We start from the raw sequence: 25929 nt of genomic DNA, 5'->3' as shown, positions 1-25929 counted from the left end.
CCTATGAACATTGCGTTGCGGCAACACAATTGGCCAAATTCCGAAGAAGCGACCACAATCGGAGGAATGGGCGGCGAAGGGTCACGAAAGCTGCGCGAACTCTCGGCTGCCGATTCACTCGAGCGGTTGGCAAGCGCACAATACGGCCGAATCGTTTTCTCGCGTCGCGGACTTCCGATCATCAGGCCCGTGAACCATATTGTCGAACCGGACGCTGTCGTAGTGCGGGCGAATCTGGGCGCAAGTCTGCTGCGAGGTGACGGGCAGATCGTCGCGTACGAGGCCGACGACTTCGATGAGCACACCCGGCGCGGCTGGAGCGTCATCGTCACCGGCGTGGCCCGGGTGGTGATGGATCCCGAACAGACCCAGCGCTACGAGACGCTGCTGGACCCGTGGATCAATATGCCGATGGACCATGTCATTCGGATCGAGACCGAGATCGTCACCGGACTCGAACTGGTCGACGATCTCGACGCCTGAGGTTACCGATCGGTAGATCCCGCACCTTCCTCACCAGCGCTGGCGGCCCGCCGCCTGTGACGCGCGATACCTCTGCGGTAGCGTGACACGCCGTTGGACCGAGTGCGGCAACCCGCCGGTTAGCTCGGCGCGGCCCACGTGACGCGGTGTGAACCACGCCGCTCAGCGGTGCGGCCGCTCGCTCGTGGAAGGAACGTATGACTGCATCGGACAGGCAGGCGCGGGTCACCGAGACCGGCGCGGCCACCACCGACGAGGGCTATTCGCGCGGACTATCCCCGCGCACCATCCAGATGATCGCGATCGGCGGGGCCATCGGGACCGGATTGTTCTACGGCGCGGGCGGCGCCATCGAACAGGCCGGTCCCGCACTCATTCTGGCCTACCTCGCGGCGGGCCTGGCCATCTTCGTCATCATGCGGGCACTGGGCGAACTGCTCACCTATCGCCCGGTCACCGGCAGCTTCGCCGAATACGCGAATGAATTCCTGGGCCGCTTCGCGGGCTTCGCCACCGGCTGGACCTACTGGGCGGTCTGGGTCGCCACCTGCATGGCCGAGATCACCGTGGCCGGTAAGTACGTGCAGTACTGGTTCGACATCCCGCAGTGGGTGACCGCGCTGGTGGTGCTCGGGGTCATGTTCGTGGCGAACCTGGTGTCGGTGAAGCTCTTCGGCGAGGGCGAGTTCTGGTTCTCCACCATCAAGGTCACCGCCATCATCGCCATGATCCTGATCGGCATCGGGGTGCTGCTGTTCGGGTTCGGCCACGCCGCCAACCCGACCGTGAGCAATCTGTGGAACGACGGCGGCGTCTTCCCGAACGGGTTCAGTCAGGCCCTGCTGGCGCTGCAGATCGTGCTGTTCGCCTACGTCGGTGTGGAACTGGTGGGCGTGACCGCCGGTGAGGCCCGCGATCCGAAGAAGACGCTGCGCAAGGCGATCAATACGCTGCCGTTCCGCATCGGCCTGTTCTACATCGGCGCGCTCATCGTCATCATGTCGGTGTCCAGTTGGCGCACCTTCCATTCGGGTCGCAGTCCGTTCGTGGAGGTGTTCGAGCAGATCGGCATTCCGGGCGCGGCGGCCATCATCAATTTCGTGCTGTTGACGGCGGCGCTGTCCTCCTGCAATTCGGGCATCTACTCGACCGGGCGCATGCTGCGCAGTCTGGCCCAGCGCGATGAGGCCCCGAAGGGGCTGGGCGAGTTGAGCTCTCGTTCGGTGCCCGCGACCGGAATCGCGGTATCGGCGGCGGTCATGGTGATCGGCGTCGGCGTGAACTACTTCTCGCCGGAGAAGGCGTTCGGGTATGTCACCTCGGTGTCCACCATCGGCATCATCTTCGTCTGGGGCGTGATCCTGGTGTGCCACATGATCTATCGCGCTCGCGTGCGCGCCGGAGCGCTCCCCGCCAGTGACTACCGGCTGCCCGGTGCGCCGTTCACCTCAGCGGTGGCCCTGGCCTTCCTGGCGCTGGTCGTGGTGCTGCTGTTCTTCACCGAATCGGGTCGCACCGCGGTGGTGGTCGGAGTGGTCTGGGGCGTGCTGGTGTGCGCCGCGTATCCGCTGCTGACCCGGCGTAACGCCCAGCCTGAAAGCGTTTAACAGCAACACGTTTCAGCCGAACACGGCATGTCGGCGCTCCCGGAGGACTACCTTGCCAGTGAAGGCAATGGCTCCGGGAGCACGCATGAACGATCCGCGACAGTATGTGGTGATCGGAGGCGGGCTCGCGGGCCTGGCCTCCGCGGTGTGGCTGGCCGAGGCCGGTAAACAGGTCACACTGCTGGAGCGGCGCGGCCGGCTCGGCGGGCGCACCCATGCGCTCGAAGTGCCCGCGCTGCACGATATTCCGGATAACGGGCAGCATGTCATCGCCAGCGGCTATGACCACCTGTTCCGGTACCTGACCAGCGTCGGCACCCGCGATTACGTGGAATTCCCGCATCGGGGCGTGCTGCGCTGGCCGGGTGGGCGCACCACGACCATGGGCACCAAGGGTTTTCAGGCCCTGCGTTCACTACTCGGCGCGCACCCCGATGCGAGCGCGGGCGATCGGGCCCGGGCCGCGATGGCCACCATGCGCATGGGCTGGCAGAGTCTGCGTCAGCCCGCCGATCTGGCCGATCTCACCACCGATCAATGGTTCCGGCGGCTCGGCATGCCCGCCACCGCGCGTGAGGCGCTGTGGGATTGGCTGGCGCTCGGCATCGCCGCGGAACCGGTGCGACAGGAATCTGCCAAGGTCTTCGCCGATGTGCTCGCCACCGGAATTCGACTGGGCGTCAAGCATCGCCGGGCGGTCAGCATCGGCTATCCGACCACCGATCTCGATACGCTCTTCGTCACCGGGGCGCGCCGGGTCTTCGACCGGTACGGCGTGCAGGTGCGCTATCGCGCTGTGGCCCGGCGGATTCGGATCTCGAAGGGTGCAGTCACCGGCGTGACGCTCGCCGATGGCGATGTCATCGCGGCCGATGCGGTGGTGTGCGCGGTACCCAACTCCTATCTCGGCGGACTGCTGGACGAACTGCCCGAACACGATGAGATCTATTCGGCCGCCGATAAATTGGGGTACACCCCGATCGTCAGCACCAACCTGTACCTGGATCGCCCGCTGGGCACCGAAGCCGCGATGGAGGCGCTGATCGGCGGCGCGGATGTCATCGACCAGGTCTTCGACCGGCAGCGCATGCACGGGCGCCGCACCGAACACGGCTGGCTGTACTGCCTCACCACCAGCGGGGCCTACGGACAGGTGCACAAACCCAGCCACGAGGTGGTGGACGAGCAGATGGCACTGCTGCGCCGCTACTATCCGGCCGCCGCGGACGCCGAAGTGCTGTACGCGCAGGTGGTTCCGATGCCGCGCGCCACCTTCTCCCAGGTGGTCGGCACCGACGGATTGCGACCGGGCCAGCGCACCTCGATCCCGACGCTCGTGCTCGCGGGTGACTGGACCAGCACCGACTGGTCCGCCACCATGGAGAGCGCGGCACAGAGCGCAGCCCGCGCGGTGGACCTGCTGCTCGCGCTGTAGTGCCGCCGGATTACTCGCGTTCGGCTCGCGGTCGCGGCTCGCGAAAGTAATTGAGCACCAGGCGGGTGATATCGGCCAGGAAGCGTTCGCGCGGGATCGGCGGATCATCGAGCAGATACCGAATGGTGAGATGTTCCACCGCACGCACGAGCATCCAGGCGGCCGCGTCGAAATCGACATCGGGCGGAACCGCGCGTGAGCGCATAGACAATCCCAGCCGCGCCAATTCGCCGATCTGCTGTTCGAACGCCAGCACCGTCGCGCCGGAGGACAGTCGCGGGGTCTGCTCCACCACCGCGCGCAGCAGTTCGCGATGGGTGCCCAGGGCGTCCAGGAGTTCGGAAATGGTCTCGGGCACCGCGATTTCCGGATCCCGTGTCATATTCGCCACCACCCTGGCGCGCACCCGCTCGGCGACCACACCGGTGTACCGCTCGATGACCGCCGCCACCACCGCGTCCTTGTTCGGGAAGTACTGATACAGCGATCCGGGACTGATACCCGCCGCCTCGGCGACCCGATTGGTGGAACAGCCGTCGTAGCCGTGCGCGATGAGCACCAGCTCACCTGCGTCCACGATGCGCCCGACCATGGCGCGCGAGCGATCCTGCCGCGGTGTTTTCCGGGGTGCGGCAGGCGATTTCGGGACTTGTCGTTTCGGTGGCATGTCATTTCCACTGCGGTTCGGAATGCGAATTGAATGCGAGTAAATATTCGTGTCAGCCTGTGGCCATGGTGACACACGCCGAGGTCGGAAGCGACCCGCGCCCCGAACCGGAACCGCTGGGACCGGACTCGCTGACATGGCGAATCTTCGGGTCGCTGTATTACGCGCCGACCGGATTCTTCATGGGCATGGTGCAGAACATGCACCCCGGACTCGGTGCGGGCGTGGAATTCCATTCCGATATCGCGAGCGAGCCGTATCAGCGCGTATTGCGTTCGGCCTATCCGATTCTCGGGGTGGTCTTCGACGGACCGCACGCCCGGCGCACCGCACGAGAGATCGTCGGATACCACCGCGAGATCAAAGGCATCGACGCACAGGGCCGCCGCTATCACGCGCTGGATCCGGAGACCTTCTACTGGGCGCACGCGGTGTTCTTCGTGCAGACCCTGCGCACGGCCGAACTCTTCATGGGCGGGCTGAGCGCCCCGGAACGCGAACAACTCTGGCGAGAGCACTACCGCTGGTACGAGCTGTACGGCATGAGCATGCGGGTGGTGCCGGAATCCTGGCCCGCCTTCCAGCGGTACTGGCGCGATATGTGCCGGGACACCCTCGAACCCACCAGGGCCGCCTGGGATGTGTTCAACCTGATCGATCACGCACCCGTCCCGCCGTTCCCGGTGCTGCGGCGGCTTCCGGAACCACTGTGGGAGAAGCTGATTCGCCCCGGCGGCGGGCGACTGGTCAAATTCGTCACCGTCGGGCTGTGCGATCCCGCCATCCGCCGCACCATGGGCTTCACCTGGACCGCACGCGATCAATGGCTCTTCGATCGGCTGTGCCGGGCCCTGTCGGCGGCCAATCGGATCACCCCGGCCGAGGTGAACTACGCGTTCCCGCGCATTCGCGCCGCACGCCGCCGCGCCGCCGGGAAACGGCCGGGCGGGTTACCGCCGCCGGAAGCGCCCCGGGCGCTCTGGCCCGCACCCGAACATCGCGCCGATCCCAAGCACTACTGCCCGGTCCACGCCGATTCCGGTGCGGACGCGGTCACCACATTCCGTCAGCTGACAGGGTTTTGAGCAATGCGGCCACAGACCGATCCCCAGCCCGCGACCACGCACCCCTACGACTACTACTACCGCGCGGGCATGCCGCTGCGGCCGCCGCCGCGACGCGCGGTGGCCTCGGACCTCTGGTACGAACCGCGTAGGGCCATGCTCTCACCGTGGATGCCGGTATTCCGCGAGCCCCGCGAGACACCGCGCACCCGGCTCATGGCCGATCACCTCTGGCAGGGCGATGAACCCATGGACGAGGTGGTGGCGGCCTTCCGCCGACTGGGTACCGCGGGCGGGCGGCGCATGCTGAATCGGGCGCTGGCGCACGGCATCGACAGCGTCGACGATCCGCCGGCCGAACTCGTGAATCTCTTCGCGAGCGTGGACAATCCGCCGGACTGGTACGACCCGGACCTGTGGGAATACGGACGGCGGCTTTGGGTCAACGTATCCACCGCCGGGAAAATGGCCATGGGCGTCCAGGACTTCATGGGCACCTTCGTCGGCGCGGAAGTCGCCTCGGCGGTGGGGGAGACGGGGCGCTTCGTACGAGATCCCTACCGCCGCAATCTCGAAACCTCGGTGTGGTTCGGCAGCGTCACCGAACCCGGTGCCCTGGAACGCCGCTCACCGATCCTGCACGACACCGTGCGGGTGCGGCTCATGCACGCCCAGGTCCGGGCCATGCTGCGCCGCCGCTGGGGCGCGGAGCATTTCGCACTGCACGGCAATCCGATCTCCAATGCCACCACGATGGGCGCGGCCGTCACCTTCGGCCTGACCCCGATCTGCTTCGATCACGTGCACGGGAGGCGCTGCAGCACAGCGCAACTCGATGCCGTCATGCACTACTGGGCCTATATCGCGCACTGTTTCGGCGTTGCCGACGAGCTCATCCCGCGCTCGGCCGCCGAAGGTATGGAAATGGTCGACTATATGGTCGCCACCGCCGGTGTCGCCCCCGAGCGCACCGCCGCCATGGCAGGCGCGGCGACCCGCGTCTTCGCCGATCGATCGCTGCCGGGCCGGGCGCGCATCGCGGCCACCGCGCCGATGGTGGGGGCGCTGGCGTTCTACAGCAGCGAACCGCTGGTGCGAACCCTGTTGGCGGACACCCCGCTTCGTGATGTCCCGGTCCGGCCGTGGATGGACGCGACGGCGGTCGCGACCACCGTTGCCGTACGCCTGCGCGCACTCGATGATCGGCTACCCGGTGCCCGCCGCCGCATGACGCGCCGCACGGCGGGTTCGGATCCGTTCTGGGAGCGCAATATCAAGGTCGCGAAATTCCTGGCCGCTCGGGTCGGTATTCACGGCACCCCGTTCGACCATCACGATGTCTCCGCGGACAGCACGGCGCGCTGTCCCCTCTGAGCGGTCAGGCGGACCCACCCGCGATGGCCAGATACGCGACCATCAGCGTGAAAAGGAACCATCCGGCTCCCTGCCAGATCGGCCAGGCCCCACCGGCCCGCCACTCCCGCAGGGTCAGCACGAACGCCCCGATGCCGCCGAACAGCAACACCAGCCCCGGACCCAGCCCGACGGCCAATTTCGACGCGCTGTCACAGAGCATCGTGTCCGCGTCCAGACACCGCTCCCGCGCGGCGGCCCAGACCGTGGCCCCCGCACCCACCACCGCCGCCAGCGCCAGCACGATCAGTACATAGCGTGCCGCCCGCCGAAGGGTTCGCGGATGCCGCCATCGCTTCTCCACGTCATCCACCACCGCGCACCTCCTCCGCTCCACCTATCCCAACCCGAACGTACTCCCGCCCGGCCGTCGAAACGGGTGGCGGCGTGCGGGCGCACCTGTCAGCATCGGCTGATGCCGCACTGGGTCCAGGTCCTTCCCGCCTTCATGCTCGCCTGTCTGATTCTGGCCGCCCTGCCGGGTCCGGCCACCGCGTTGTTCCTGCAGCGCTCGGTGCGCGACGGCCGTAAGGCCGGGCTGGCGGCGGTGGCGGGAAACGAGATCGGCGTATTCGGCTGGACGCTGGCCGGTGGGGCCGGGTTGTCTGCGCTGCTGGTCGCGAACCGGGTGCTCAGCGTGGGAATTCATATTCTCGGCGCGGCCATGCTGATCTGGTTGGGGATTCAAGCCTGGCGCAGTGCCCGCAGCGCGCGGAGTTCGAAGGCCGAGCAGGCGTTCGGCACCGCGCTCACCTCGGTATTGCCGGGCGGGCACACCCCGGCGGCGGCTTTCCGCGCGTCACTGGTCTCGATCGCCGCCAACCCGAAAGCCGCGGTGTTCGGGCTGACGATCCTGCCGCAATTCCTGCCCAGCACCGGCCCGGTCCTGCCGACCGTCATCATTCTGGCCGCCATCCAGCTGGTGATCGACACACTGTGGTGCGTCGGCATCGTCCTGGCCGCCGATCGGGCGGGAACCTGGTTGCGGCGCACCGAGATCCGGCAGCGCGTCGAACGAGCGCTGGCCGCCGTGTTGATCGGCCTCGGGATCGGACTGGCGGCCGACGCCCGCTGACACCTCCGCCACGCCGCACCGCGGGGTCAGGGTGCCGGGGTCAGCAGTGGGAAGTCCTGGCCGCCGACGTAGACGGTGTGGTTGTCCGGCGCCGGAGCGATGGTCGCGTCGGCTATCGCGGTCGCGAAATCCTCGATGGTGGGGAGCGCGCCCTGATCGCGGCGGGCAGTGACGGCGTCGGGATCACGGCGTTCCAGCAGCCGGACGATAATGGTGCCGTCGATCATGTCACCGGACACCACGGTGAAAGTGATTCCGCGACTGTCGAATTCGGGGACCATGGCGCGCAGGGCGTCTTCACCCGCGCGCTTGCTGGCGGCGATGGGTTCATAACCGGTGGGAACCGGGCGGGTGGCGGAGAAGTGGGCCTGGTGACTGGTGACGAAGACCAGGCGACCGCCTCGCGGTAGATGGGGTAGTGCCGTGCGGGTCAGGTGGGCTTGGGCGTCCCGGTTGAGTGCCATGGCGTAATCGGGTGCGGCATCGCGTTCCAAACCGCCCGAGGCGTTCAGGACCAGCACATCCAGCCGCCCGAATTCGGCTACGACGCCGTCGATGAGCGCGGTCGCGCTGCCCGGGTCCGCGATATCCGCGCCCGCGGTGGACGCGCTGCCACCGGCGGCCCGGATCTCCGCCGCGATGGTTTCGGCCCGCTTGCGCTTCTCCCGGTAGTTGACCACGACGTGGTCGCCGCGCGCCGCCAGCACCCGGGCCGTCTCCGCGCCGATGCCGCGAGATGAACCGGTGATCAACACGATTCGCTTCATATCCGTTCCTCCAACCCCCGACGAGTGCTTCTGATTTAGAATCAATATGGTGGTTCTGAATGAGAAGCGCAAGCGAACCGCCCGCCCCCGCACTGGCCGCCATGGAACTGTTCGGCCAGCGCTGGATGCTGCGCGTGGTCTGGGAACTCGAACCCGGCCCGCTCGGATTCCTGGAGCTGCGCCGCCGCATGGGCAATTGCTCGTCGAGCATGCTCTCGGTGCGCATGCAGCGCCTGACCGAAGCCGGCGTGGTGGTCAAGAAGGCGGATAAGTCATACGAATTGACCACCGCCGGTAAGGAACTCGGGACGGCGCTGAAACCGTTGTGGCAGTGGGCCGGACACTGGGGCGCGAACCTGGAGCGGACCGTCACCGATCACGACGCGTAAGGATTTCGCATGCGCCGCAAGCTGTTCCTCGGTTCCGCCCTGGGCGCGGTCGTCCTATTGCTCACCGCGGCCGGGCTCTATGTACTGATGAATTCGCGCACCTATCAGGTGGCGGGGCGAATCGTCCCCCGGGTGGACACCGATCAGCCCGTGGTCGCGCTGACCCTGGACGACGGGCCGACCGAACGCACGCCGCAGCTGCTGAAAGCCCTGGCGGACGCCGGAATTCCGGCCACCTTCTATCTCATCGGCTCCGAACTCGCCGCGCATCCGGACCAGGGTGCGGCAATCGCGCGGGCGGGCAATGAGATCGGTAATCACACCTATACGCATCGGCGGATGATTCTGGTCGGGCCGGGCACCGTGCGTGATGAAATCGAGCGCACCGACGCCGAAATCGCGAAGACCGGTTACCGCGGGACCGTCACGGTGCGTCCGCCCAATGGCAAGAAGCTCTTCGGACTGCCCATGTACCTGTCCGACCACGACCGCACCACGGTCATGTGGGATGTGGAACCCGACTCCGGGAAGCGGCCGACCACCGAGCAGATCGTGACCGAGACGCTGGCGAAGGTGCGGCCGGGGTCGATCATCCTGTTGCACGCCATGTACGAATCCGGGGCCGCGTCCCTGGCCGCCATCCCGCTGATCGCCGCCGGATTGAAGGCGCGCGGCTACACCTTTGTCACTATTTCGGACCTATTGGCGAAATCCGGCAGTACCTAGACCGACAAGATTGTGTCACTGGCTGATATGGGCAGTGCGAACACTTGTGCAGTTGTCCGACTGAACACATACACTGTCTGGGACGTGAATCAGAATGTGGAGAGGTGACACGATGGGAGACCGGACGGTCGTCGCCGACGTCGCCGACGAATTGGCACGGCGGGTGGCATCCGGGCAGTACACGCCCGGTGGACTCATGCCGTCCGTTCGACAGGTGGCCGACGAGTTCGATCTGAATCGTGCGACGGCGCAACTGATTCTGGGACGGCTCGAGTCGTACGGCTTCGTGGACGCGCATCGCGGTAAGGGATTCGTGATCCGCGATGTGCGCGCCGAGGGCGGTGTGGATGTGTACCGGCGACTGTTCCGGCTCTCCATGCCCGAGCCCGAGGTGGCCGCGGAGATGTTCGGCAATATCGTCGAGGAGGAGCGCGGTATCGCCCTGGAGGCGCTGCTCGCCTACACCGGCAGTGAACGCGCGGTCGATCCGAGCGAACTCAAGGCCGATATCGACGAATTGGAAACCCTTGCGCGCGGCGCGGATCCGGATCCGCACCGCATGCTGCGCATCGAGTTGAACCTGCTGCGGCGACTGCTCACCGCGCTCGGGCACGGTATGCAGCGCGCGGTGCTCAATTCCATCGGCGAGATGATTCTCGAGGTGCCCGAGGCGGTGGACGCCTACTTCGCGGTATCGCCGGACCTGCATGTGCTGGTCTGGCGCGCGCTGGTCGCGGTCTGGGAATCGGACAGTGGGCCGAGCGAAGCGCAGCTGGCGCTGTTCGAGGATCTGTTCGGCCTCTACCACCAGAAGGTGATCGCCCGGTTCGAAGAACTGTCCGGTGCGATTCCGGAGGTGGAGGAGACCGTGCACGCCGCGACGGCGTAGGTCCGGGCGGATAGACGAACGCCGGGCCGGTCTTGTCTGAGACGACAGGACCGGCCCGGCGTTGTGCTGTGCGGAGGTTCCGGGAGCCGCGCTACTGCCCGATGACGGCGTTCATGATGGTGCCCGCGCTGGTCGCGATGACGCCGCCGACCAGTGCCCCGGCAATCTGCTTCGGTGCGGTGAGCGCACCGCCGCTCCACTTCTCCCAGGCGAATCGGCCGCCCGCGTAGATGATGGCGAGCACCCCGGCCAATAGGACGAACCAGGTGAAATACCGAACCAGGCGCAGCAATTTGTCTGCGACAGGCGGGGTTTCGGGCGTGGGGTTGAAGACTTGGGCCAGATAGTCCTGGGTCAACAGGTCGTGCGCGGTAGTAAGAATCATCTCGGCGCTCTCCACGTGACGGCGGTTTCCTATCCGGAGTACCCGCCGGAGCCCGTATTGCGCAAGAGAATTCAGTTGTTCCGCGTCACCCGGGCAAGCATTCAGTCCACGTCATTGTCCGCGGAGAGATAGGCGATGGCCGCTAGATACTGCCGGCACGCGAAGTGTTGATCATGTGCGCGCAGGATGGTCCGGGCCCGGCGATAATTCAGACCGCGCGGTTCGTAATCGCAGTCGTCACCGGAGAGATCGGTGCTGTGGGCGAGCATCTGTGTCATTGGATGCCTCTGGCCGAGGGTGAATGGTTGTTCCGAAGTCTATGAGGGTGCAAGGAGCAGATGCAAGTACATCTGTACGTTCGAGCACGCGTGTCGGTGGGATTGGTCCGGTTCGGTGTTGTTGTGGCGTATGGGATTACGCGTTATCCGCCACTGTGACGAAATGTCCGGAATGGTGGCGGGGACCTTGCGGCCACCCTGCCATACCGCGCGGGGGCGGCCGCGGGCGACCGGCAACTGTTCGCTATTCCGCCCGTCAGTGGATGGGTGCTGTCGATTCGAGCATCCGCTTTGCCTGACTCGGGGGATGTCCGGGGTGTTCGCCAGAGATTGCCCTGCACGAGTTCCATGACGTCACAAGCGTTTACGACGCAGACCGTACGGTATGAAATGTCTGAATTTCTTCACAACTTCGCATCGCCACGCCGTTGACCAAGATCAAAGGTGTTGTGTTGCAAAGGATTCACGGAAATCAAGGGATCGATGGCGGGCTACCCGCGTGCTATCGTTCTACTTGCGGTTGCAACTGTAAGAACATTTGACCGAACATTTGCAAGTACTGGGACACCACTCACGGGTGGTACTGGCAAGGAGTCTGAAATGATGGACAATCCGGCAACCCGTATCGACATGGACGTCGCTCAACTCGCTTGGCGCAAGAGCACTTTCAGCAACCCGAGCGGTAACTGCGTGGAACTCGCGAAACTGGCGAACGGCGAGGTGGCCATGCGAAACTCTCGTGATCCGGAAGGATCGGTACTGGTCTACACCCGCCCCGAGATCGAATGCTTCCTGTTGGGCGCCAAGAGCGGAGAGTTCGACGATCTCGCTCTCTGAGCGGTAGCATTGGCAATCGGCGCGGTGGAACGCGACGTTGCGGTTGCGGTTGTGGCCCACTGCCGGAAAACCCGAGCATCGGAGTGGACCCCATGATCGCAGAACCCGTTCCTCACGGTCGGGCGAATTCCGCTGTCGTAGACCGTGGCCCGACCGCTTTGCGTATCGCAGTGGGCGGGCAGCTACGAAAGTTGAGGGAAGAGAACGGCATCACCAGGGAGGCCGCCGGTGAACACATCCGCGGCTCCCATGCCAAGATCAGTCGCCTCGAGCTCGGGCGGACTGGATTCAAGGAGCGCGATATCCGAGACCTGTTGACCCTTTACAAGGTCGACGATCTCGGAGAGCGTGAACAGTTCCTGGATCTGGTGCGCAAGGCGAATGAGCCTGGGTGGTGGCACCGCTACAGCGACCTGCTGCCGCAGTGGTTCGAGACCTACCTCGGCCTGGAGTATGCGGCCAAGTCCATCAGAACCTATGAGGGACAGCTGATTCCGGGCCTCCTGCAGACCCCCGATTACGCCCGCTCCATCGTCGCACTCGGCCATGACGAAGACGGTGAGCGGCGCGTATCGCTGCGCCGGCACCGTCAGGAACTGCTGACCCGCCCGAGCGCGCCCAGCTTCTGGGCCGTGCTCGACGAGGCGGTGCTGCATCGTCCGGTGGGTGGCGCGGCCGTGCTGCGCGATCAGATCCATCAGTTGATCGAACTGTCGAAGCTGCCGAATGTGACCATTCAAATCCTGCCGTACACGGCCGGAGGTCATGCGGCAGCGGGCAGTTCGTTCACAATGCTCCGCTTCGCGGAGATGGAGTTGCCCGATATCGTCTACCTGGAGCAGCTGACCAGCGCGCTCTATCTGGACCGCCGGGCGGATCTGGAGCTCTACCGCCAGGTCATGGATCAACTGAGTGTGCAGGCCGAAGCGCCGGAGCGTTCCCGCAAACTGCTGGCGGAGATCGCCGACGCGCTCTGATCGGAGAATAGGAACTTACGGATACAGGCTGCGGGGCCCCTTTTGGGGGCCCCTGCCTGCGTATGCCGAATGTTCTCTTGTTCGTCCCGGAACTACTGCCTGATAAAGCTGGAAGCGATACGCCAGAACGCTTCCGGCTGCATCATGTGCAGATCCCAGTCGTTCACCATCGCGTGCGCGGTGGTGACTATTCGCTCGATATCAAAATCATACCGAGTGGCCGCTCCAGTGGATTCGACCTGATGAATGACGAAAGCGGTTGCCGTCTCATGTGAGCATGATTGCTCCGGCCGGGTTCTATCGGCAAACCCGAGTCGGCTGAGGTTGATTGGCTGATTCATTAGAACGCCCCTGATGCCAAGCCGAGGGTTAAACCGATGGCGCGGAATCGCCGGTGATCCACCGCTCGGCTCCCTGGTTGTCCCCTACGGTGCCTTGCCACTCGAGTCTATGACCGTGCTGCGCGCAGATGCAAGTACATCTGCAACCTCGAATATGTACGGCCACCAGGGATTTCGGGATGCTAAAAGTTTGCGAGCTAACTTTTCCGGGCGATCGTCAGGAACGATTGTGATCGTCGCGCGAGTGCGCCCGATGCCGTTGTTCAGCGATAATCATCGCTATTCCGGTCCATAGGCAGAGCCCGCCCGCCAGCCCGCTGAGAATCGCCCAGCCGGTGAAACCGTATCCGGCGACCATCATGGTCAGCGCGACCGCCACGATTCCGGCGGTGGCCAGGGCGAGTCCGGGGCCGTCGTGAATCTCGTCCCCCGAATTCCCCCGGTCTCCCGTCATGGTCGCAACCCTTTCCGTGGCGACGCGGCCGCCGATTACAGCGGGATACCCGCGGTGGCACGGGCCAATCACGGCCCGTGCGGTGACAATCGACACGAGTCACCTTGCGGCGCCCGGTGTTTCGGCCTCCGGGGCCCGGGTACCGCCGCATTGTCAGGTAATACCGACACTGTGGAGGTGTTTCTCTTGTCCGAGCACGAAAAGGGCGGTTTCCAGGAAGGCGTCGAAGGAGTCGTAGAGGGGGCCAAGGGCAAAGTCAAAGAGGCCGCCGGCACCGTCTTCGGCAATGACGCACTGCGCGGCGAAGGCCAGGCCCAGCAGGACAAGGCCGAATCCCAGCGGGAGGCGGCCGCCCACGAAGCCGAGGCCGAGAAGGCCCGCGCCCAGGCCGAAGTCGACAAGCAGCGCGAGCGCGCGCATCAGCGCGACTAGTGCGCCCGCGTACACAATGACGTGATCGATAACCGAAATCGCCCGGCGGATACCACCGCCGGGCGATTTTCATGATCGCGTGCGTAGCGTGCGTCCTTGCGGCACACTGGAATTCATGACCGATCCGCGCAGTCTGGAGAGCCGCCGCGCACAATTGCTGCGCGAGTTGACCACGCTGCGCGAACGCGTCGCGGAACTGCGCGCCGACTGCGCCGCCCTCGGCGAGTCCGGCATGCTCGTCGACACCGACGGCATCGCCGCGCTGCTCACCCCCGGCCGCTGTATCGCCGGTGCACGCGAGGTCTTCGAGGAGGCGGAAATCGAACTCACCGCCGCGACCGACGCCCTCGACCGCGCGGGCGTCTACACCACCCGGCTGCGCCCGGTCCTGCTCGATTGAGCCCGGCCGATCCGGGCCGGTTGTGGGAAATGCCACCGGCCGCCGGTGGGCCGTCGTATTGAAACCGGTTCCATCCCTGTGTTAGGTCTGGGAACAGTGGTTTGATCAACGGAACTGGACAGGTGGACCCGTGGTGGATGTGCCGGCGTATTTCGACGAGGTGGACGGCGGGTTCGTACCTACACCGATCGCGGCCAGTCAATGGTCCGCGGCCCAGGTGGTCGGCCCGGCGCTGTGCGGTCTGATGGCCCGGGAGCTGGAGCGCGAGCACGCCACCGACGGTTTCGTACCGGTGCGCCTGACCGTGGATATGTTCAGTGCCGCGCGTTTCGAGCACACCACCACCCCGATGGTCCGGGTGCGCGACGGTAAACGCATTCGCGTCGCGGACGTCGCGGTCATGCAGGGTGGCAAGATGGCCGCGCGCGCCTCGGTGGTGCTGCTGCAACCCTCCGAACAGCCCGCGGGATCCCTCTGGCATCGCGAATTCGAGCCGCTGCCACCGGCATTAGATATCGCGCCCGCCACCGACCTGCCGCAGATCCCACTGTTCAGCAGTGATGCCGAACCGGGCTACTGGTCCTCGGTGCCCACCGAGCACGAGAACACCGCGCGCAAGCGCACCTGGCAGAGCCCCATGCGCGTGATCACCGGCGAGGAACTCTCCCCGTTCACCCGCGCCGCCCTGGTCGGCGAGGCCACCAGCATGATGACCAATTGGGGCGATGCCGGCATCGGCTTCATCAATACCGATATGACCCTGGCGCTGTCTCGCATGCCGGACGGCGCGCAGATCGGCGTCGAGGCCGACAGTCACTTCAGCGAACGCGGTATGGCGGTCGGGGTGGCCACGCTGTTCGATCGGCGCGGTGCGTTCGGCAGCTGCATGGTCACCTCGGTGTCGAACGCGGCGCGGCAGATCAGCAGTGCGCAACTCGACGCGGTGATGACCTCGCGCAGCTGAATCGGCAAGCGGCGCAGCGATTCCGGTTCCGCTGTCGCCGATCCGCTCCGCGCGCACACCCGGCGGCCGATAATCATCTGGTGATCCCGGGTGGTGAACACCGCAGCGCGGCGCCGGCGCTGGAACAGGTGGTGGGCGGCCACCGGCAGCATGTCGGCAGCTTTCGCTTCTGGTCCGCGGATCAGCGCTGGGAATGGTCCGATGAGGTGGCCGCCATGCACGGCTATCCGCCCGGAACCGTCGTGCCGACTACCGAATTGCTGCTCATGCATAAACACCCCGAGGATCGTGAGCAGGTCGCCACCTCGCTGGACCGCGCGGTGCGGAATCAGGAGCCGTTCTGCAGCCGCCACCGCATTCTCGATACCGGCGGCGCGGAACATCATGTGATCGTGGTGGGCGACCATATGGTCGATGAGCGCGGCCGGGTGATCGGCACCGCGGGCTACTACATCGATGTCACCGGCACACTGGCCGAACACCGGCAGGAAACCCTCGACGACGCGCTGCCCGAACTCTATCGCGCCCGGGCGGTCATCGAACAGGCCAAGGGTGCGCTCATGCTGGTGTACGGCATCAATGCCGAACAGGCTTTCCGGGTGCTCACCTGGCGATCCCAGGAGACCAACACCAAACTCCGCACGCTCTCCGAGCGGCTGATCGCCGATGCGACGGAAATGGGCGGCGCGGCGGTGGAGTTGCGTACCCGCTTCGATCATCTGCTGCTGACCGTGCATGAACGGCTGCCATCGGATTGATCTGCCACGCAGACGTTTCGGCAGATCTCGACCGGGTATCGCACCGGATGACGATGACGGACGCGGTTATCCGGTGGAAATTCATGCGATCGACGTTTCGCCGATGAAGTGCTTGTTCGGAGCGGACGGAGACAGGTATGGGCGATCCGATCACCCGGTCATCGGCGGATACCGGCACGGTGGGCGTTCGGGTGCCCGCCGAACTCGACCAGCTGATCATGCTGCGCGCCCTCGCCGAAACGGTCGCTCTCATCGGTGATTTCGCCCTCGACGAACTGACCGATATTCGCGTGGCCGTGGACGAGGTGGCGACCGCGCTGATTATCGGCGCGATACCGGACAGCTGTGTCGATTGCGAATTCGAATTCGATGCCGAGCGCATGCGAGTTCGAATGGCCGCGGTGGCCCTCGGGAGCGATGCGTTCGACGAAAACGGATTCAGTTGGCAGGTATTGCACACCATCACCGAGAATCTCGCCGCGCAATCGAGTCCGTTCGACGCCGCGAGCGGGGGATACCCGGTTTCGGTCGAATTCTGCCGTCCGCGCGGCCCGGGCGCCTGACAGCGGATTCCACGCTCAGAGCCACATTTTGTAGTCGTTTCGGCGACACGCACGAGTCGATCGACACAGTGTGGTATCGATGCGGCTTCGAACAGACCACCCCGGAGTGTCGCCACCCGGACCGGGTTTACGCTCGCCAGGTCCGCCGAGCCCACGAATTCCGCTGGGGGTGTCTTGCTCTCCGTTCTGCGAATTGTCGCTGCCGTCTTGATATTCGGCGGATTCGCGGGAGTCGCGCACGCCCAACCGGCCGATGCACCCCCATCCGCTTCCCCGGTTTCCGGGTTGCTCCCCGCATTTCAACAATGGGTCGATTCGGTGGTGCCGCCGCCCGCACTGCCCATCGCGCCCGCCACACCGCTGGTGGACTCGGGCGGGCTCGCCCCCGAACTGGCGGCTCTGCGCGCCGCCACCATGCCCTCACCCATCGGCGACGGATTCGTTGACGAATGGCCCGCTCGGCTGGAGGATTTCGGCTCCGGGCAATTGATCGCCTGGCGGGATGTCACCAACACCGGCGGCCCCGCGCTGTTCATGCCGGTGCGCCAGGTGGTGCAGCTCAAATACCGGACCACCGACGCGCACGGCGCGGCCTCGTACGCCATCGCCTCGCTGGTGCTCCCGCTCGGACAGTGGGGCGGCGACGGTGAGCGGCCGGTGGTGGTGAACAATCTGCCGATCAATTCGCTGGGCCGCGACTGCAATCCGAGTTACACACTGGCGCACGGCTATTCGAATCTGACCAATCTGGCCGAATATCTGCCGCCGACCACCCAGTTGGCGCTGCTGCGCGGCTACGCGGTGCTGATCACCGACCACGAGGGTCCGCGCATGGCCTATGCCGAACCGTATGTGGCCGGGCACGCGATATTGGACGCGATTCGCGCGGTGCGCGGTTCCATGCCGAATGAGTTCGGCGCCAGTCGATTCGGAATGATCGGCTATTCCGGCGGTGCGATCGCCACCAAGGGCGCGGTCAAATTGATGGCCGACTACGCGCCCGAACTGGCCGATGTGGTGGTGGGTGCGGCCATGGGCGGCGTGCCCGCCGATTACGAGATCCTGGCGCGCAGCATGAACGCGAATCTGGCGTCGGGGGTGTTCATGGCCGCCACCTTCGCCATCGGCCGGGAGCGGCCGGAGATTCTGGCGCATATGAACAAACTGGCGCAGTGGGTGGCGCTGGTCATGAAGGACTCCTGTATGGATTCCTTCGGCGTGCCCGGACTATTGCAGCTGCCCATGGACGCCGCCGCCGATTTCCCGGATCCGCTGCACAGTCCGCTGGCGCAGCAGATCTATTCGATCACCCGTATGGACGGTATGAAATCGGCTGTGCCGCTGTACATCTACAACGGTGAGCAGGAATTCTGGGTGCCCGCGGAAGGGGCGAAGAACCTCTACGCCGAACAGTGCGCGCTGGGGGCGACCGCGATCTATCGCAGTGTGATCGGCGAGCACATCATCGCCGCCTTCACCGGGTATCCGGAATCCCTGGCTTGGCTCGGCGCGAGACTCGGCGGCGAACCCGCGCCCAACGAATGCTGAAACGAGAACCGCCCCGATCGTGATGACCGGGGCGGTTCGGCTCGTCACTCCCGGATCACATCGGGAACAGGTTGTGCTTGCGCGGGTTGGGCTTGCGCACCGCATCCTTATCGCGCAGCAGCTGCAATGCCTTGCGGATCTCCAGCCGCGTGGCCGAGGGTTCGATGACCGCGTCGATATAGCCGCGCTCGGCCGCCGTCCACGGGGTCGCCACGGTGGCGTTGTAGAAGTCGATCATGCCCTGCCGCACGGCTTCCCGATCCTGCTCCGGGGTCGCCTCGAGCTGACGCTTGCCCACGATCGGGATCATGGACTCCGCGCCCATGACCGCCAGGCGCGCGGTCGGCCAGGCCAGGCTGATATCGGCGCCGAGCTGCTTGCAGCCCATGACCGCGTACCCGCCGCCGTACGCCTTACGGGTCACGATGGTCACGATCGGCACGGTGGCCTCGATGAGCGCGCGGAACATGCGCCCGCCGCGCTTGATGACGTGATTGCGCTCCTCGTCCACGCCCGGCAACACGCCCGGGGTGTCGACGACATAAACCAGCGGAATATGGAACGCGTCGCAGAGCCGGATGAAATGCGCGGCCTTATCCGAGCACGCGGCATCGAGCGCGCCGCCGAGCACCAGCGGCTGATTGGCGATCACGCCGACCGGACGGCCGTCGACACGCGCGAACCCGGTAATGAGATTCGCCGAGGTTTTCGCGCTGATCTCGTGGAATTCGCCGTCGTCGAAAATGCGCAGCAGCACCTCGTGCATGTCATAGCCGGTCTTGTCCAGATCCGGCATGAGCTTGTCGAGCTGGCGATCGGTATCGGTGAGCTCGGGCTCCAGACCCGGGTTGACCACCGGCGGCTGCTCCAGGCAGCTGGTGGGCAGATAGCTCAGGTAGTCGCGGACCCACTGGAAGGCCTCGGATTCGGTCTTGGCGACGTGGTGCACGGTGCCGTTCTGCTCCAGCGCACGCGCTCCGCCCAGCTCCTCGGCGGTGACGACCGAACCGGTGACGGCCTTGATGACCTCCGGGCCGGTGACGAACATGTACGAATCCTCGGTCGCGACAAGCACATCCATATTGATGGGCCCGTACACCGAACCGGCCGCGCATTTGCCGAGCATGACCGCGACCATCGGCACATAGCCGGACAGGTCCTCCTGCAGGCGGCACATGATGGCGTACCAGGCCAGCGAGGCCACGCCGTCCTGAATGCGGGCGCCGCCGGAGTCGTTGATGCAGACCACCGGGCAGGCGTTGTTATAGGCGAAGTCCATCACCGCGCGCACGCGGCGGCCGAACATCTCGCTGACCGAGCCGCCGTACACGGTCTGATCGTGCGAGATCACCACGACCGGGCGGCCGTCGATATAGCCGCGCCCGGTGACCACGCCGTCGCCGTAATAGGCGTTGGGGTTGCCGGGCTGGCGGATGAGCGCGCCCATTTCGACGAAGGTGCCCGGGTCCAGCAGCATCTGCGCACGTTCTCGGGCACTGGGGATACCTTTGGCGCGGCGCTTCTGGATGCCCTTCTCACCCGAAGGTTCTTCGGCGATTTCCAGGAGCTTGCGCAGTTCCGCCAGCTTCTCCGCTGTACCCGTCATTACTTCGGTCTTGCCTTTCGCCTTCATCAGTGTCGAGCCGGATCGCGGCCCAGCCAGCCACGGTACCCGGCATAGCGGGGTCCTAACCACCGAACGGGTGTGTCGACTGTGCCGGGCACCACAGCGGACCGACCGGGTGGCACAGAGATACACTGCGCCCCGTGAGCTCACCGATGACTGTGCGGGCGGGGGCGCCCGAGGTGATCCGGCCGGATCTGGACACCTTCGGGTTCTCCGAAGTGCGCCGAACCGCGATCGTGGGTGCGGTACTGGGCGGATCGGTTACCCGCAGCGTGCTACGCGGCGGCCTGCGCAAGGCCAAGCGCAGACAGGCCGTGGCCGAGGGCGTGGTGAACGGTTTCGAATCGCTGGGCCCGATGTTCGTCAAACTCGGTCAGCTGATCGCCTCGTCACCGGGCGCTTTCCCGCGCGAACTCGCCGACGCCTGCCTGCGCTGCCTGGACGATATGAGCCCGTTCCCGTCCGCGGACGCGCGCGCCATCGTGGAAGCCGATCTGGGCAAACCGATTTCGGAGCTGTTCCGGTCCTTCGACGATGAACCGCTCTCGGCGGCGTCCATCGCCCAGGTGCACGCGTGCGTGCTGACCGACGGCCGCCCCGCGGTGGTGAAGGTGCAGCGGCCCGAGATCGCCAAGCGCATGATCGTGGATCTGCGCGCGGCCATGAAACTGGCTCGCGCACTGGAGAAGCGGTCCGAGAACGCGCGAGTGGCCAACGCGCAGGCCGTGGTTCGCGATCTGTACGAGGCGACCGTCGCCGAACTCAACTTCCTTATCGAGGCCGATAACCAGACCCGGGCGCGGCAGAATCTGGCCGCGTTCGGCGACAACACCAGTGTCGCCATCCCCGAGGTCTATTGGGAGCACTGCGGACCGCGCGTGCTGTGCATGGAACGCATGCGCGGTATGCCGCTCGATCGCTTCGACGATATCCGCGCCGTGCATCCGGATTCGGAACTGCTGATCCGCCGCCTGGTCAAAGCCTGGATGGAATCGGTCGCGGTGCACGGGCTCTTCCACGGCGATGTGCACGCGGGCAATCTCTGGCTGCTCGACGACGGCCGGGTCGCCATGCTGGACTTCGGCATTGTCGGGCGCATGGAAACCGAATGGCGCGAATTCGTGCGGGCGCTGTTCTACGCCAGCGCCATCGACAACGATTTCCGCCCGGTGGCCCGGGCGCTGCGCAAATTGGATCTGGTCGCCGATGACAGCGGTGACGACGCCACCATCGGGCGACAGCTCGCGGTGGCGCTGGGACCGGTGCTCTCGGGCAGCCTGGACAAGCTGGATTTGGGTGTGGTCGCCGCCCGTCTTCTCGAATTCGGGAAGCGGCGTGGCGCATCCGGCCCGGAACAGCTAATTCTTATGGGGAAACAACTCGGCTATTTCGAACGATATGCGGTAGCGCTGGCTCCCGGATGGAAGCTCGGCCGAGACCTGTTCCTGTTCCGCAACGTTTTTCCAACTGAAGTAGCCGCCAAGATCGCCGAAGAAGGCACCGAACTCCCCGTCGACTGACGGGCGCCGGTGTCCACTGGATTGGATTTGACTGTTCGATGAAGCTCTCCGCACTACGCAGCGCGACCGCCCTCCGGGTTTCCGCCGTGGCCCTCGCCGCTGCGCTGTCCACGACCATGCTCGGGGCGACCGCCTCGGCGGAACCGGCGGCCAAGCCCTCCGCGATCAGCTCGATCGTCAAGGAGGGCCGTACCTGGCATTTCAAGGTGTACTCGCAGGCCATGGGCCGCGATATCACCGTCGATGTGCAGCGTCCGGCCGATGAGTCCACGCCCGCGCCGAACCTGTACATGCTCAATGGCCTGGACGGCGGCGAGGGCACCGCGAACTGGAAGGCGCAGACCAAGGCGCTGGACTGGCTGGCCGATAAGCCGGTCAATGTCATCCAGCCCATCGGCGGCCTGGGTAGCTACTACACCGACTGGATCAAGGAAGATCCGCGTCTGGGCCTGAACAAGTGGAAGACCTTCTTCACCGAGGAGCTGCCGCCGCTGCTGGACGACGCGCTGCACTCCACCGGTCTGAACGCGCTCGCGGGTCTGTCCACCTCCGGCACCTCGGTGCTGCAGCTGGCCGAGGCCAAGCCGGGCCTGTGGAAGTCCGTGGCGGCGTACAGCGGTTGCGCCCAGATCGCGGATCCGGCCGGTAAGCAGTTCGTCAAGCTGGCCACCGAAACCTGGGCCGGCGGCGACGTCACCAATATGTACGGTCCGGACGACAGCCCGCTGTGGGCCGCCAACGATCCGGTCATCAATGCCGAGAAGCTGCGCGGCACACTGCTTTACGTCTCCAGCGGCAGCGGTATCCCGGTCGCGGCGGACGTGCAGTACTACCTGAGCAACGCCCCCGGCGTCATGGGCGGGGTCAATCTCGGCCTCGGCATGATCATCGAGGGCGCGGTGAACGCCTGCACCGTGAACCTCAAGGGCCGCCTCGAGGGCCTGAACATCCCGGCCACCTACCAGTTCACCCCGGTCGGCACCCACTACTGGCCGTACTGGGATGACGCCCTGCACAACTCCTGGCCGATCCTGGCCCAGGGCATGGGCATCCCGGCCTGATTCTCTCCACGTGCGTGTAGTCCGCGCGGGCACTCCGCCCGCGGGATTGCACGCACGTTTCGTTTCCCGGCTGCGAGGATGGCGGCATGTACGTCGTCGTGGCCAATCGTGGTGAGATCGCTGTCCGGATCGTTCGCAGTGCGCGGGAACAGGGGTATTCCGCGCTCGCCCTGCATACCGGGGACGAGGCCGATGCGATGGCGGCGCGGCTCGCCGATGAGGCGGTGCGGCTGCCCGGAAGCGGGGTGGCGGCCTACCTCGATGTGGACGAGGTGGTGCGGGCGGCGCATAAGGCGGGGGATGGGGCGCTGGTGCACCCCGGCTACGGGTTCCTCAGTGAGAGCGCGGAATTCGCCGCCGCGTGTGCCGCGGCGGGGCTGACCTTCGTGGGGCCCTCTCCCGAGGTGCTGAGGTTGTTCGGGGATAAGGTCGCGGCGCGAGCGGCGGCCGAACGTGCCGGGCTGCCGGTGATTCCGGCGACCGCGGGTGACGCGACGGTGGAACAGGTCGCGGAATTGCTTGCCGCGCGGCCCGGCGGGGTCATGGTCAAGGCCGCCGCCGGTGGGGGTGGCCGGGGGATGCGGGTGGTGCGTGAAGTCGGTGAACTCGCCGACGCGTATGAGCGCTGTCGTGCGGAAGCGTTGGCGGGGTTCGGGAATGACGCCGTGTACGCCGAGGCGTTGATCACCGAGGCCCGGCATATCGAGGTGCAGATCATCGCCGACGGCGAGCGGGCGATCGCGGTGGGGGATCGCGATTGCAGTGTGCAGCGGCGGCAGCAGAAGCTGATCGAGATCGCACCCGCGCCGAATCTGGATGCGGGACTGCGGGACTCATTGCACGGGTATGCGGTGCGGCTGGCCGAGTCGGTGGGCTGCCGGGGTGTGATCACGGTGGAGTTCCTGGTCAGCGGGTCGGAATGCTGGTTCCTCGAGGTGAATCCGAGGTTGCAGGTGGAGCACACCGTCACCGAGGAGGTGACCGGCCTGGATGTGGTCGCGATTCAATTCGAGTTGGCGCGCGGCCGGAGTCTGGCCGATCTGGAGCTGACCGCGAGCGCGCCGCGCGGATACGCCGTGCAGGTGCGGGTGAACGCCGAAATCGTCACGGCCGGTGGGGAAGTGCTGCCGAGTACCGGGACGCTCACGCAGTTCGCCGCGCCGACCGGGGTGGGGGTGCGGGTGGATACGGCCGCCGGGATCGGTATGCGGCAGGACCCGCGCTTCGATTCGCTGCTGGCCAAGATCATCGCGCGCGGACCGTCGTATCCCGCTGCCCTGCGCCGGGCCGCGGACGCGCTCGCGGAGACGGTGATCGCGGGTGTCGAGACGAATCTGGCCGTGCAGCGCGCAGTACTGGACGAACTCATTGGCGCGGGTGCGGTCTCGACATCCTGGTACGAGCGCCTGGTGGGCGAATTCGTCTCCAGAGCAGCGGATTTCGCCCCGCCGCCGCACGCCGGACCAGAGGTCGCCGTCGTAACCGGCGCGGTCGACCTGGCCGGGGACGAACAGGCGCTGCGCTCCCCGATGGGCGGCACCGTAGTCTCGCTGGCCGAGCCCGGCACGGTGGTGCCCGCCGGTGCGGAAATCGTTGTGCTGGAGGCGATGAAGATGCAGCATGTGCTGCGCGCCGAACAGCCGCTGCGGGTGGTCCGGCAACTGACCGCACCCGGCGCGGTGATCGATCCGCACGCACCCCTGCTGGTGTGGGTCGAAGCCGATCACGACGGCGAGCACGCCGATGCCGTTGCGGTGGACCTGGATTCGATCCGCCCCGATCTGGCCGAGGTGCTCGCCCGGCATCTGGTGGGGCAAGACGAATCCCGCCCCGAGGCGGTCGCCAAACGACATCGCCTGGGCCGCAGGACCGCTCGCGAGAACATCGCCGATCTGGTGGACGCGGACAGCTTCCTCGAATACGGCGCATTGGCGGTCGCGGCGCAGCGCCTGCGCCGCAGCCCGGAGGATTTGATCGCCAATACCCCCGCCGACGGTCTCATCGGCGGCGTGGCGACCATCAACGCCGACCGCTTCGGCGTCGACCGCACCCGCACGATGGTGATGTCCTACGACTACACCGTGCTCGCGGGCACCCAGGGCATGCGCAATCACGCCAAGACCGATCGCATGCTGGAACTCGCTCGCGCCCAGCGTCTTCCGGTGGTCTTCTTCACCGAAGGAGGCGGCGGCCGCCCCGGCGATACCGATTACCCGGGCATCTCCGGCCTCGATGTCACCACCTTCCGCGCCATGGGCGCGCTGTCCGGTCAGGCCCCGCTCATCGGGGTGGTGTCGGGTCGCTGTTTCGCCGGAAACGCCGCGCTGCTGGGCATGTGCGATGTGGTGATCGCGACCCCGGACGCGAATATCGGCATGGGCGGTCCCGCCATGATCGAGGGCGGCGGCCTGGGCGTCTACGCTCCCGAGGACATCGGCCCGATCGAGGTGCAGCGCCGAAACGGTGTGGTGCACTTGGTCGCCGCCGATGAGGCCGAAGCCGTCGACTTGGCCCGGCGCTATCTGTCGTACTTCCAGGGTGCCGAATCGGAGTGGACCGCACCGGATCCCCGGCTCGCCCGCCATGTGATCCCGGAGGATCGCCTGCGCGCCTTCGATATCCGGGCCGCCATCGAATCCGTCGCCGATCTGGATTCGGTGCTGGAACTGCGCCGGGACTGGGGTACCGGCATCATCACCGCCCTGGTCCGGGTCGAAGGCCGCCCCTACGGCCTGATCGCCAACGATTGCCACCATCTCGGCGGTGCGATCGACGCCCCCGCCGCCGATAAGCTCAGCGCCTTCCTGCGACTCTGTGACGCCCATCGACTGCCGGTCGTATCCCTGTGCGATACACCGGGATTCATGGTCGGCCCGGAGGCCGAGACGCACGCCACCGTCACCAAGTTCAGTCGCCTGTTCATCGGCGCCGCCGCCCTGTCCGTGCCCTGGGGCACCATCATCCTGCGCAAGGGCTACGGTCTCGGCGCACAGGCCATGGCGGCGGGCTCGTTCCGCGCCCCCAATTTCGTGATCGCCTGGCCCACCGGCGAAATCGGCGGTATGGGCCTGGAAGGCGCTGTGCGCCTGGGCTTCGCGAAGGAACTGGCCGCCATCGAGGACCCGGCCGCCCGTCAGACCGCCTTCGACAATCTGGTCCAGATGGCTTACGCCAGTGGCAAAGCCCTCACCGCGGCGACCGTGCTGGAACTCGACGATGTGATCGATCCGGCCGACACCCGCCGCTGGATCTCCTCGCTGCGGTAGCGG

The 25929-nt window shown here is 66.1% G+C and carries 28 protein-coding genes; 20 read left to right on the top strand and 8 right to left on the bottom strand.

What is annotated here, in order from left to right:
• Positions 1-3: 3 nt before the first annotated feature.
• From ACFC4D_RS03110 to hpnE, 3 genes are all read left to right on the top strand, one after another.
• Positions 4-483 (top strand): pyridoxamine 5'-phosphate oxidase family protein, encoded by a 480-nt coding sequence (locus tag ACFC4D_RS03110; RefSeq protein ID WP_376061479.1) that lies wholly within the window; start codon positions 4-6, stop codon positions 481-483.
• A gap of 197 nt (positions 484-680) precedes the next feature.
• Positions 681-2090 carry an amino acid permease gene (locus tag ACFC4D_RS03105; RefSeq protein WP_376061476.1) on the top strand — a complete coding sequence of 470 codons (1410 nt, stop codon included), beginning with the start codon at positions 681-683 and terminating at the stop codon, positions 2088-2090.
• Positions 2091-2175: 85 nt separating this feature from the next.
• Positions 2176-3525, top strand: a complete 1350-nt coding sequence (gene hpnE, locus ACFC4D_RS03100; protein WP_376061474.1) for a hydroxysqualene dehydroxylase HpnE — start codon at positions 2176-2178, stop codon at positions 3523-3525.
• Positions 3526-3535: 10 nt separating this feature from the next.
• Here hpnE and ACFC4D_RS03095 read toward each other — a convergent pair whose 3' ends face one another.
• Positions 3536-4117 carry a TetR/AcrR family transcriptional regulator gene (locus tag ACFC4D_RS03095; RefSeq protein ID WP_376061471.1) on the bottom strand — a complete coding sequence of 194 codons (582 nt, stop codon included), beginning with the start codon at positions 4115-4117 and terminating at the stop codon, positions 3536-3538.
• A 140-nt stretch (positions 4118-4257) separates the two neighbouring features.
• On the opposite strand from ACFC4D_RS03095, the gene ACFC4D_RS03090 reads away from it, so the two are divergent.
• Both ACFC4D_RS03090 and ACFC4D_RS03085 read left to right on the top strand, forming a co-directional pair.
• Positions 4258-5277: an oxygenase MpaB family protein gene (locus ACFC4D_RS03090; RefSeq protein WP_376061469.1), complete on the top strand. Its 1020-nt coding sequence runs from the start codon at positions 4258-4260 to the stop codon at positions 5275-5277.
• Positions 5278-5280: 3 nt separating this feature from the next.
• On the top strand, positions 5281-6630 hold the full coding sequence (locus ACFC4D_RS03085; RefSeq protein ID WP_376061467.1) for an oxygenase MpaB family protein: 1350 nt from the start codon (positions 5281-5283) through the stop codon (positions 6628-6630).
• 4 nt (positions 6631-6634) lie between these two features.
• On the opposite strand, the gene ACFC4D_RS03080 is transcribed toward ACFC4D_RS03085, so the two are convergent.
• A complete protein-coding gene (locus ACFC4D_RS03080; protein WP_364633469.1) occupies positions 6635-6985 on the bottom strand; it encodes a hypothetical protein in 351 nt (116 codons plus the stop codon).
• Positions 6986-7084: 99 nt separating this feature from the next.
• Here ACFC4D_RS03080 and ACFC4D_RS03075 point away from each other — a divergent pair, with 99 nt between their 5' ends.
• The gene (locus ACFC4D_RS03075; protein ID WP_376061466.1) at positions 7085-7744 is read left to right on the top strand and encodes a LysE family translocator; all 660 of its coding nucleotides are present in this window, start codon (positions 7085-7087) and stop codon (positions 7742-7744) included.
• A gap of 26 nt (positions 7745-7770) precedes the next feature.
• Here the strand turns inward: ACFC4D_RS03075 and ACFC4D_RS03070 are convergent, their stop codons facing one another.
• Positions 7771-8511 carry an SDR family oxidoreductase gene (locus ACFC4D_RS03070; RefSeq protein WP_376061463.1) on the bottom strand — a complete coding sequence of 247 codons (741 nt, stop codon included), beginning with the start codon at positions 8509-8511 and terminating at the stop codon, positions 7771-7773.
• A gap of 59 nt (positions 8512-8570) precedes the next feature.
• On the opposite strand from ACFC4D_RS03070, the gene ACFC4D_RS03065 reads away from it, so the two are divergent.
• The 3 genes from ACFC4D_RS03065 to ACFC4D_RS03055 all read left to right on the top strand — a co-directional run bounded on the left by ACFC4D_RS03065 (position 8571) and on the right by ACFC4D_RS03055 (position 10515).
• Positions 8571-8900 (top strand): winged helix-turn-helix transcriptional regulator, encoded by a 330-nt coding sequence (locus ACFC4D_RS03065; RefSeq protein ID WP_375966990.1) that lies wholly within the window; start codon positions 8571-8573, stop codon positions 8898-8900.
• Positions 8901-8909: 9 nt separating this feature from the next.
• Complete coding sequence (locus ACFC4D_RS03060) at positions 8910-9626, top strand: polysaccharide deacetylase family protein (protein WP_376061462.1); 717 nt, start codon at positions 8910-8912, stop codon at positions 9624-9626.
• A gap of 112 nt (positions 9627-9738) precedes the next feature.
• Positions 9739-10515, top strand: a complete 777-nt coding sequence (locus ACFC4D_RS03055; RefSeq protein ID WP_375966993.1) for a GntR family transcriptional regulator — start codon at positions 9739-9741, stop codon at positions 10513-10515.
• 91 nt (positions 10516-10606) lie between these two features.
• Here the strand turns inward: ACFC4D_RS03055 and ACFC4D_RS03050 are convergent, their stop codons facing one another.
• Together ACFC4D_RS03050 and ACFC4D_RS03045 are read right to left on the bottom strand one after the other, a co-directional pair.
• The gene (locus ACFC4D_RS03050; protein ID WP_364633481.1) at positions 10607-10900 is read right to left on the bottom strand and encodes a hypothetical protein; all 294 of its coding nucleotides are present in this window, start codon (positions 10898-10900) and stop codon (positions 10607-10609) included.
• 101 nt (positions 10901-11001) lie between these two features.
• Positions 11002-11169, bottom strand: a complete 168-nt coding sequence (locus ACFC4D_RS03045) for a hypothetical protein (RefSeq protein ID WP_375966995.1) — start codon at positions 11167-11169, stop codon at positions 11002-11004.
• 609 nt (positions 11170-11778) lie between these two features.
• Here ACFC4D_RS03045 and ACFC4D_RS03040 point away from each other — a divergent pair.
• Complete coding sequence (locus ACFC4D_RS03040) at positions 11779-12015, top strand: DUF397 domain-containing protein (RefSeq protein WP_375966996.1); 237 nt, start codon at positions 11779-11781, stop codon at positions 12013-12015.
• 92 nt (positions 12016-12107) lie between these two features.
• Positions 12108-12992 carry a helix-turn-helix domain-containing protein gene (locus ACFC4D_RS03035; RefSeq protein ID WP_375966998.1) on the top strand — a complete coding sequence of 295 codons (885 nt, stop codon included), beginning with the start codon at positions 12108-12110 and terminating at the stop codon, positions 12990-12992.
• Between the two features lie 92 nt (positions 12993-13084).
• On the opposite strand, the gene ACFC4D_RS03030 is transcribed toward ACFC4D_RS03035, so the two are convergent.
• Both ACFC4D_RS03030 and ACFC4D_RS03025 read right to left on the bottom strand, forming a co-directional pair.
• Positions 13085-13333 carry a hypothetical protein gene (locus ACFC4D_RS03030; RefSeq protein ID WP_364633488.1) on the bottom strand — a complete coding sequence of 83 codons (249 nt, stop codon included), beginning with the start codon at positions 13331-13333 and terminating at the stop codon, positions 13085-13087.
• A gap of 217 nt (positions 13334-13550) precedes the next feature.
• Positions 13551-13787, bottom strand: a complete 237-nt coding sequence (locus ACFC4D_RS03025; protein WP_375966999.1) for a hypothetical protein — start codon at positions 13785-13787, stop codon at positions 13551-13553.
• 186 nt (positions 13788-13973) lie between these two features.
• Between ACFC4D_RS03025 and ACFC4D_RS03020 the strand changes: the two genes are divergently transcribed.
• The 6 genes from ACFC4D_RS03020 to ACFC4D_RS02995 all read left to right on the top strand — a co-directional run bounded on the left by ACFC4D_RS03020 (position 13974) and on the right by ACFC4D_RS02995 (position 18452).
• Complete coding sequence (locus ACFC4D_RS03020) at positions 13974-14219, top strand: CsbD family protein (protein WP_375967141.1); 246 nt, start codon at positions 13974-13976, stop codon at positions 14217-14219.
• A gap of 115 nt (positions 14220-14334) precedes the next feature.
• Complete coding sequence (locus ACFC4D_RS03015; RefSeq protein ID WP_376061459.1) at positions 14335-14619, top strand: hypothetical protein; 285 nt, start codon at positions 14335-14337, stop codon at positions 14617-14619.
• Between the two features lie 130 nt (positions 14620-14749).
• Positions 14750-15583: a thioesterase family protein gene (locus ACFC4D_RS03010; protein WP_376061458.1), complete on the top strand. Its 834-nt coding sequence runs from the start codon at positions 14750-14752 to the stop codon at positions 15581-15583.
• A 77-nt stretch (positions 15584-15660) separates the two neighbouring features.
• Complete coding sequence (locus ACFC4D_RS03005; protein ID WP_376061893.1) at positions 15661-16341, top strand: PAS and ANTAR domain-containing protein; 681 nt, start codon at positions 15661-15663, stop codon at positions 16339-16341.
• A 137-nt stretch (positions 16342-16478) separates the two neighbouring features.
• On the top strand, positions 16479-16904 hold the full coding sequence (locus tag ACFC4D_RS03000) for an anti-sigma factor (RefSeq protein WP_375967004.1): 426 nt from the start codon (positions 16479-16481) through the stop codon (positions 16902-16904).
• Between the two features lie 285 nt (positions 16905-17189).
• On the top strand, positions 17190-18452 hold the full coding sequence (locus ACFC4D_RS02995; protein ID WP_375967005.1) for a lipase family protein: 1263 nt from the start codon (positions 17190-17192) through the stop codon (positions 18450-18452).
• 55 nt (positions 18453-18507) lie between these two features.
• Here the strand turns inward: ACFC4D_RS02995 and ACFC4D_RS02990 are convergent, their stop codons facing one another.
• Positions 18508-20058: an acyl-CoA carboxylase subunit beta gene (locus tag ACFC4D_RS02990; RefSeq protein WP_364633498.1), complete on the bottom strand. Its 1551-nt coding sequence runs from the start codon at positions 20056-20058 to the stop codon at positions 18508-18510.
• 173 nt (positions 20059-20231) lie between these two features.
• On the opposite strand from ACFC4D_RS02990, the gene ACFC4D_RS02985 reads away from it, so the two are divergent.
• The 3 genes from ACFC4D_RS02985 to ACFC4D_RS02975 all read left to right on the top strand — a co-directional run bounded on the left by ACFC4D_RS02985 (position 20232) and on the right by ACFC4D_RS02975 (position 25926).
• Positions 20232-21599, top strand: a complete 1368-nt coding sequence (locus ACFC4D_RS02985) for an ABC1 kinase family protein (RefSeq protein WP_376061892.1) — start codon at positions 20232-20234, stop codon at positions 21597-21599.
• A 38-nt stretch (positions 21600-21637) separates the two neighbouring features.
• Complete coding sequence (locus ACFC4D_RS02980) at positions 21638-22660, top strand: alpha/beta hydrolase (RefSeq protein WP_375967007.1); 1023 nt, start codon at positions 21638-21640, stop codon at positions 22658-22660.
• An 86-nt stretch (positions 22661-22746) separates the two neighbouring features.
• Positions 22747-25926 carry a carboxyl transferase domain-containing protein gene (locus tag ACFC4D_RS02975; RefSeq protein ID WP_376061457.1) on the top strand — a complete coding sequence of 1060 codons (3180 nt, stop codon included), beginning with the start codon at positions 22747-22749 and terminating at the stop codon, positions 25924-25926.
• The last annotated feature ends 3 nt before the right edge of the window (positions 25927-25929 follow it).

The organism is Nocardia sp. NPDC056000, assembly GCF_042269265.1.
In the GTDB taxonomy this organism is placed as follows: Bacteria; Actinomycetota; Actinomycetes; order Mycobacteriales; family Mycobacteriaceae; genus Nocardia.
The sequence above is the reverse complement of the archived record's forward strand: the minus strand, read 5'-3'. Positions and strand labels throughout refer to the sequence as shown.

Excerpts from the sequence above, each read along its gene's own strand:
- ACFC4D_RS02975 (WP_376061457.1), top strand. The coding sequence starts at position 22,747 with ATGTACGTCGTCGTGGCCAATCGTGGTGAGATCGCTGTCCGGATCGTT.
- ACFC4D_RS03055 (WP_375966993.1), top strand. The coding sequence starts at position 9,739 with ATGGGAGACCGGACGGTCGTCGCCGACGTCGCCGACGAATTGGCACGG.
- ACFC4D_RS03025 (WP_375966999.1), bottom strand. The coding sequence starts at position 13,787 with ATGACGGGAGACCGGGGGAATTCGGGGGACGAGATTCACGACGGCCCC.
- ACFC4D_RS03065 (WP_375966990.1), top strand. The coding sequence starts at position 8,571 with ATGAGAAGCGCAAGCGAACCGCCCGCCCCCGCACTGGCCGCCATGGAA.
- ACFC4D_RS03045 (WP_375966995.1), bottom strand. The coding sequence starts at position 11,169 with ATGCTCGCCCACAGCACCGATCTCTCCGGTGACGACTGCGATTACGAA.
- ACFC4D_RS03090 (WP_376061469.1), top strand. The coding sequence starts at position 4,258 with ATGGTGACACACGCCGAGGTCGGAAGCGACCCGCGCCCCGAACCGGAA.
- hpnE (WP_376061474.1), top strand. The coding sequence starts at position 2,176 with ATGAACGATCCGCGACAGTATGTGGTGATCGGAGGCGGGCTCGCGGGC.
- ACFC4D_RS03095 (WP_376061471.1), bottom strand. The coding sequence starts at position 4,117 with ATGGTCGGGCGCATCGTGGACGCAGGTGAGCTGGTGCTCATCGCGCAC.
- ACFC4D_RS03075 (WP_376061466.1), top strand. The coding sequence starts at position 7,085 with ATGCCGCACTGGGTCCAGGTCCTTCCCGCCTTCATGCTCGCCTGTCTG.
- ACFC4D_RS03040 (WP_375966996.1), top strand. The coding sequence starts at position 11,779 with ATGATGGACAATCCGGCAACCCGTATCGACATGGACGTCGCTCAACTC.
- ACFC4D_RS03105 (WP_376061476.1), top strand. The coding sequence starts at position 681 with ATGACTGCATCGGACAGGCAGGCGCGGGTCACCGAGACCGGCGCGGCC.
- ACFC4D_RS03070 (WP_376061463.1), bottom strand. The coding sequence starts at position 8,511 with ATGAAGCGAATCGTGTTGATCACCGGTTCATCTCGCGGCATCGGCGCG.
- ACFC4D_RS02980 (WP_375967007.1), top strand. The coding sequence starts at position 21,638 with ATGAAGCTCTCCGCACTACGCAGCGCGACCGCCCTCCGGGTTTCCGCC.
- ACFC4D_RS02985 (WP_376061892.1), top strand. The coding sequence starts at position 20,232 with ATGACTGTGCGGGCGGGGGCGCCCGAGGTGATCCGGCCGGATCTGGAC.
- ACFC4D_RS03035 (WP_375966998.1), top strand. The coding sequence starts at position 12,108 with ATGATCGCAGAACCCGTTCCTCACGGTCGGGCGAATTCCGCTGTCGTA.
- ACFC4D_RS03030 (WP_364633488.1), bottom strand. The coding sequence starts at position 13,333 with ATGAATCAGCCAATCAACCTCAGCCGACTCGGGTTTGCCGATAGAACC.
- ACFC4D_RS03000 (WP_375967004.1), top strand. The coding sequence starts at position 16,479 with ATGGGCGATCCGATCACCCGGTCATCGGCGGATACCGGCACGGTGGGC.
- ACFC4D_RS03060 (WP_376061462.1), top strand. The coding sequence starts at position 8,910 with ATGCGCCGCAAGCTGTTCCTCGGTTCCGCCCTGGGCGCGGTCGTCCTA.
- ACFC4D_RS02990 (WP_364633498.1), bottom strand. The coding sequence starts at position 20,058 with ATGACGGGTACAGCGGAGAAGCTGGCGGAACTGCGCAAGCTCCTGGAA.
- ACFC4D_RS03015 (WP_376061459.1), top strand. The coding sequence starts at position 14,335 with ATGACCGATCCGCGCAGTCTGGAGAGCCGCCGCGCACAATTGCTGCGC.
- ACFC4D_RS03110 (WP_376061479.1), top strand. The coding sequence starts at position 4 with ATGAACATTGCGTTGCGGCAACACAATTGGCCAAATTCCGAAGAAGCG.
- ACFC4D_RS03050 (WP_364633481.1), bottom strand. The coding sequence starts at position 10,900 with ATGATTCTTACTACCGCGCACGACCTGTTGACCCAGGACTATCTGGCC.
- ACFC4D_RS03085 (WP_376061467.1), top strand. The coding sequence starts at position 5,281 with ATGCGGCCACAGACCGATCCCCAGCCCGCGACCACGCACCCCTACGAC.